General features: G+C 68.6%; 5 protein-coding genes. 3 read left to right on the forward strand and 2 right to left on the reverse strand.

Features of this window, described 5'->3' with window-relative positions; all coding sequences use genetic code 11:
* The first annotated feature begins 305 nt into the window (after window positions 1–305).
* Both cyc1 and ACFWBT_RS41965 read left to right on the forward strand, forming a co-directional pair.
* On the forward strand, window positions 306–1,385 hold the full coding sequence (gene cyc1 / locus ACFWBT_RS41960) for an epi-isozizaene synthase (protein ID WP_385709787.1): 1,080 nt from the start codon (window positions 306–308) through the stop codon (window positions 1,383–1,385).
* Window positions 1,382–2,752, forward strand: a complete 1,371-nt coding sequence (locus tag ACFWBT_RS41965) for a cytochrome P450 (RefSeq protein ID WP_385709790.1) — start codon at window positions 1,382–1,384, stop codon at window positions 2,750–2,752. Before cyc1 ends, ACFWBT_RS41965 begins: the two co-directional genes overlap by 4 nt.
* A gap of 56 nt (window positions 2,753–2,808) precedes the next feature.
* Here the strand turns inward: ACFWBT_RS41965 and ACFWBT_RS41970 are convergent, their stop codons facing one another.
* Window positions 2,809–3,774 (reverse strand): helix-turn-helix domain-containing protein, encoded by a 966-nt coding sequence (locus tag ACFWBT_RS41970; protein ID WP_385709793.1) that lies wholly within the window; start codon window positions 3,772–3,774, stop codon window positions 2,809–2,811.
* A 93-nt stretch (window positions 3,775–3,867) separates the two neighbouring features.
* Between ACFWBT_RS41970 and ACFWBT_RS41975 the strand changes: the two genes are divergently transcribed.
* Window positions 3,868–4,071, forward strand: coding sequence for a hypothetical protein (locus ACFWBT_RS41975; protein WP_385709795.1), 204 nt, complete (start codon window positions 3,868–3,870; stop codon window positions 4,069–4,071).
* Here the strand turns inward: ACFWBT_RS41975 and ACFWBT_RS41980 are convergent.
* Entirely contained in the window at window positions 4,032–4,490 is a 459-nt protein-coding gene (locus tag ACFWBT_RS41980; protein WP_385709798.1) for a hypothetical protein, read from the reverse strand. The genes ACFWBT_RS41975 and ACFWBT_RS41980 overlap by 40 nt on opposite strands.
* Window positions 4,491–4,567: the final 77 nt, after the last annotated feature.

Here is a 4,567-nt window from a genome sequence, read left to right on the forward strand (position 1 = left end):
TTTGTTAATACCCCCCCCCCCCCCCCCCCTGGGGGGTCGGCCCCACGGGGCCGGGGGGGGGTCACCCCCCCCACCCGCCACCGTTCGCATGTACGTCGCACGTTCGATCCCTTGTGCTCCCTCGATGATCCGGATTCAGTCACACAAGGGGAGATTCTCGGCATGCTGAGGTAGTCAGTGGGCCAAATCCGTTCCCAGAACGGTCAGTTGTGGTGCTGAATGGGAAGTGCGGGGATACGCAACGGCGCACGCCCGGCACGGCTTGGGGGGCGTGGCGTCAACAGGCGGCTGAGAGGGGTTTGTTCGTGCGTGCTTTCTCATACGGCTCTTCATCGACAGCGATCGCGGTACCACCGGCGCTCTCTCTCCCGGTGATCGAATCCGAGTTTCCCCGTCAACTGCACCCGTATTGGCCCAAGCTCCAGGAGAAGACCCGGATCTGGCTCCTCGAAAAACGACTGATGTCCGCGGACACGGTCGAGGAATATGCCGACGGCCTGTGCTACACGGACCTCATGGCGGGCTACTACATTGGCGCCCCCGACGAGGTCATGCAGGCGATAGCGGACTACAGCGCGTGGTTCTTCGTCTGGGACGACCGGCACGACCGCGATGTCATCCACGGACGGGTGGACGCCTGGCGCAGGCTCAGGGTGCAGCTTCACGCGGCCCTCGACGCCCCCGGGGACCATCTGCACCACCAGGATCCCCTGGTGGCGGGGTTCGCGGACAGCATGGTGCGGTTGTACTCGTTCCTCGGCGAGAACTGGAACAAACGGTTCGCGCTCCACTTCCACGCGGTGATCGAGGCGTACGACCGGGAGTTCCGGAACCGTACCTCCGGCACCGTCCCCACGGTCGGTGAATACCTCGAACTCCGCCGGCTCACCTTTGCGCACTGGATCTGGACCGACCTTCTGGAACCGAGTGCGGGCCAGGAAATCCCCAACAAAGTGCGGCTGCATCCCGCATTCCACCGTGCGGCACTGCTCAGTCAGGAATTCGCCGCCTGGTACAACGACCTCTGTTCACTGCCCAAGGAAATAGCGGGCGACGAGGTCCACAATCTCGGAATCAGTCTCATTCACCATCAGGGGCTGACGCTCGAAGAAGCCGTCACCGAAGTGAGGCGGCGGATCGAGGAATGCATCGAGCAATTCCTCATCACCGAGCAGGACGTATATAGGCTCGCCGACACGCTCGCGGACGGCACCGTGCGAGGAAAAGAGACCAGTGCCGCCGTGAGGGCGTGCCTCGGAAATATGCGGAACTGGTTCAGCTCCGTGTACTGGTTCCACCACGAGTCGGGCCGGTACATGGTCGACAGCTGGGACGACCGCTCCACACCCCCGTACGTCAACAACGAAGCGGTAGGTGAGAAATGACCGTCGAGTCGGTACGACCCGAGGTGTCCGAGGTGCGGGAGCTGTCCGTCCCGCCCATCGCCGGAGGCGGGGTGCCCGGTCTCGGGCACGGCTGGAAGCTGGTGCGCGACCCGCTGGGCTTCCTCGCCCAGCTGCGCGACCACGGCGACGTCGTGCGGCTCAGGATGGGCCCCAAGACGGTGTACGCCGTCACCACCCCCGCGCTCACCGGGGCGCTGGCGCTCAGCCCCGACTACGAGATCGGCGGCCCCCTGTGGGAGTCGCTCGAAGGGCTGCTGGGCAAGCAGGGCGTCGCCACGGCCAACGGGCCGCAGCACCGGCGCCAGCGGCGGACCATTCAGCCCGCGTTCCGGCTCGACATCATCCCCGAGTACGGCCCGATCATGGAGGAGGAGGCGCGCGCGTTCGCGGCCCGCTGGGAGCCGGGGACGGCCGTCGACTGCACCTCCGAGTCGTTCCGCGTCGCCGTCCGCGTCGCCGCCCGCTGTCTGCTGCGCGGCCGGTTCATGGACGAGCGTGCCGAGCGGCTGAGCCTCGCCCTCGCCACCGTGTTCCGTGGCATGTACCGGCGCATGGTCATACCCGCGGGGCCGCTCTATCGGCTCCCGCTTCCTTCGATGCGCGCATTCGACCGGGCATTGGCCGATTTGCATGCGCTCGTCGACGAGATCATCGACGAGCGACGGGCATCTGGTCAAAAGCCGGACGATTTGCTGACGGCATTGCTGGAAGCGAAGAACGACGACGGCGACCCCATCGACGAACAGGAGATCCACGACCAAGTCGTCGCGATACTCACTCCCGGCAGCGAAACCATCGCCTCCACGATCATGTGGCTGCTTCAAGTCCTGACGGAACATCCGGAACAGGCGGACAAGGTGGCCGAAGAGGTCCAATCCATCGCCGGAGACCGGCCCGTCGGATTCGACGACGTCCGGAAGCTGTCGCACACGAACAATGTCGTCGTCGAGGCGATGCGTTTGCGCCCCGCCGTATGGATATTGACGCGGCGCGCGGTGACCGAAACCGAGCTGGGTGGCTATCGCATTCCGGCCGGTGCCGACATCATCTACAGTCCGTACGCGATCCAGCGCGACCCGCGGTCGTACCGGGAGCATCTGGATTTCGATCCCGACCGCTGGCTTCCGGAACGCTCCACGGACATCCCGAAGTACGCGATGCGCCCCTTCAGTGTCGGCAACCGCAAGTGCCCGAGTGACCACTTCTCGATGGCGCTGCTCAGCCTGATCACCGCGACCGTGGCGTCCCGGTGGCGCTTCGAGCCGGTGCGCGGGTCCAACGGCACGACCCGCGTCGGCATCACCCTGCGGCCCGACGAGCTGCGGCTGAAGGCCCGTCCCCGCTGAGGCGGTCGGGCGCCCGGCCCGGCCGGTGTCCGGCCCGCACGTCCACCGGCGCACGTTCAGGCCGCCTTCGGGCCCCTGAACGTGCGCCGGTACGCCTGCGGAGTCGTCCCCAGACTCCGTACGAACTGATGGCGCAGCGCCGCCGCGTTGCCGAAGCCGGCGCGGCCCGCGATCGCGTCCATCGTCTCGTCCGTGGCCTCCAGCAACTCCTGTGCCAGCAGGACCCGTTGGCGCAGGATCCAGCGGTACGGCGTGGTCCCCGTCTCCTGCTGGAAGCGGCGCGCGAAGGTGCGCGGCGCCATATGGGCACGGGCCGCGAGCTGTTCGACGGTCGTCTCCTCGTCGAGGTGCTGCTGCATCCACACCAGCACCTCGCCGACCGTGTCGCACCGTGAGCGGGGCAGCGGCCGCTCGATGTACTGGGCCTGGCCGCCGTCGCGGTGCGGCGGCACCACCATGCGGCGGGCGATGGAGTTGGCCACCTCGGGACCCTGCTCCTTGCGGACGATGTGCAGGCAGGCGTCGATCCCGGCGGCGGTGCCGGCCGAGGTGATCACCGGGTCCTCGTCCACGTACAGGACGTCCGGCTCGATGATCGCCCGCGGGTACTGCCGGGCCAGCCCGTCGACGTGCTGCCAGTGCACGGCGCAGCGCCGGCCGTCCAGGAGCCCGGCCGCGCCGAGCGCGAAGACCCCGGAGCAGACGCTGAGGACCCGGGCCCCGCGGTCCACCACGCGGCGCAGCGACGCGAGCAGTTCGGGCGGATAGCCGCGCACGGCGTAGGTGTCCCCGGCGGGCACCACCACCAGGTCGGCCTCTTCGAGCCGGTCGAGACCGTACGGGGTGGAGACGGTGAACCCGGCGACATGGGTGCCGAGCGTCGGCCCTTCGGCGGAGACGACCGCGAACTCGTAGACGGGCAAGCCCTCGTCGCTACGGTCGAGGCCGAACACCTCGCAGACGACGCCGAGTTCGAAGGGATGCACGCCGTCGAGCAGGACGGCCGCCACGTTGTTCAGCATGTCCCCAGTGTGCCCTGGAAGTGGCAGTAATTCGAGGGTGTGCGGCAGTTCTGCCACTGACGGTAAGGAGTAATCGACGCGACACTAGTGTCCATGAACTCAGTGATGGACAACCTCGTCGGAATCCTGGCCGTTCTCGGGATCTTCGCGGTCGTGGCGCTCCCCTCCCTGATCGGGCTCGCGCGCGAGCGGCGCGTGGACCGTCAGCTCAGGGCGGCCGCCGGCCCCCGCCAGGAGGCCGGGCGGCCGCCGCGGCCTCACTCCTTCGTCACCACCACGGTGACCGCCCACTCCTGAGGCCCGTCGCAGGAGACCCGGGCCGGATCGCTCGGGCACATCGGCCGGGACGACGTCAGCCGGACCGTTCCCGGCGAGACCGCCTGGTAGGCGGCGGACGCGTCGCCCGGCTGGAGGACGATGCCGCTGTTGGTGGCCTCCAGCGCGCTGCCGGCGGCCTTGACGGGCGCCCAGGGTTTGCGCGTGGTGCCGTCCAGCGAGACACGGATCGTCTCGCCGGGCGCCAGACAGTACGTGTCGCCGGTGTCGGCGGCGCCGAGCTCCGCCTTCGCCGTGGCGCAGTCCCGGGGGGACGGGGTGGGCGACGGCGACACGGTGCCGCTGCCGCCCGCGTCGCCTCCGCTCTGCGTGCCGCAGCCCGCGAGGAGCAGGATCAGGGCGGTGAGGGCGATGGTCCGGGTGGGGGTCGTTCGACGCATGGGGTGGCCTCCTTGCGGGTTGGACGTGCCACCGGCGGATCAGGATCCCTCTCCGCGCGACAGGGCCCCGGCCGCCC

The sequence above is a fragment of the Streptomyces sp. NPDC060027 genome, assembly GCF_042737005.1.
In the GTDB taxonomy this organism is placed as follows: Bacteria; Actinomycetota; Actinomycetes; order Streptomycetales; family Streptomycetaceae; genus Streptomyces.

What these genes read in the sequence shown, in the direction of transcription:
- ACFWBT_RS41975 (WP_385709795.1), top strand. Translation starts at nt 3,868, where the DNA reads ATGAACTCAGTGATGGACAACCTCGTCGGAATCCTGGCCGTTCTCGGG.
- ACFWBT_RS41980 (WP_385709798.1), bottom strand. Translation starts at nt 4,490, where the DNA reads ATGCGTCGAACGACCCCCACCCGGACCATCGCCCTCACCGCCCTGATC.
- ACFWBT_RS41965 (WP_385709790.1), top strand. Translation starts at nt 1,382, where the DNA reads ATGACCGTCGAGTCGGTACGACCCGAGGTGTCCGAGGTGCGGGAGCTG.
- ACFWBT_RS41970 (WP_385709793.1), bottom strand. Translation starts at nt 3,774, where the DNA reads ATGCTGAACAACGTGGCGGCCGTCCTGCTCGACGGCGTGCATCCCTTC.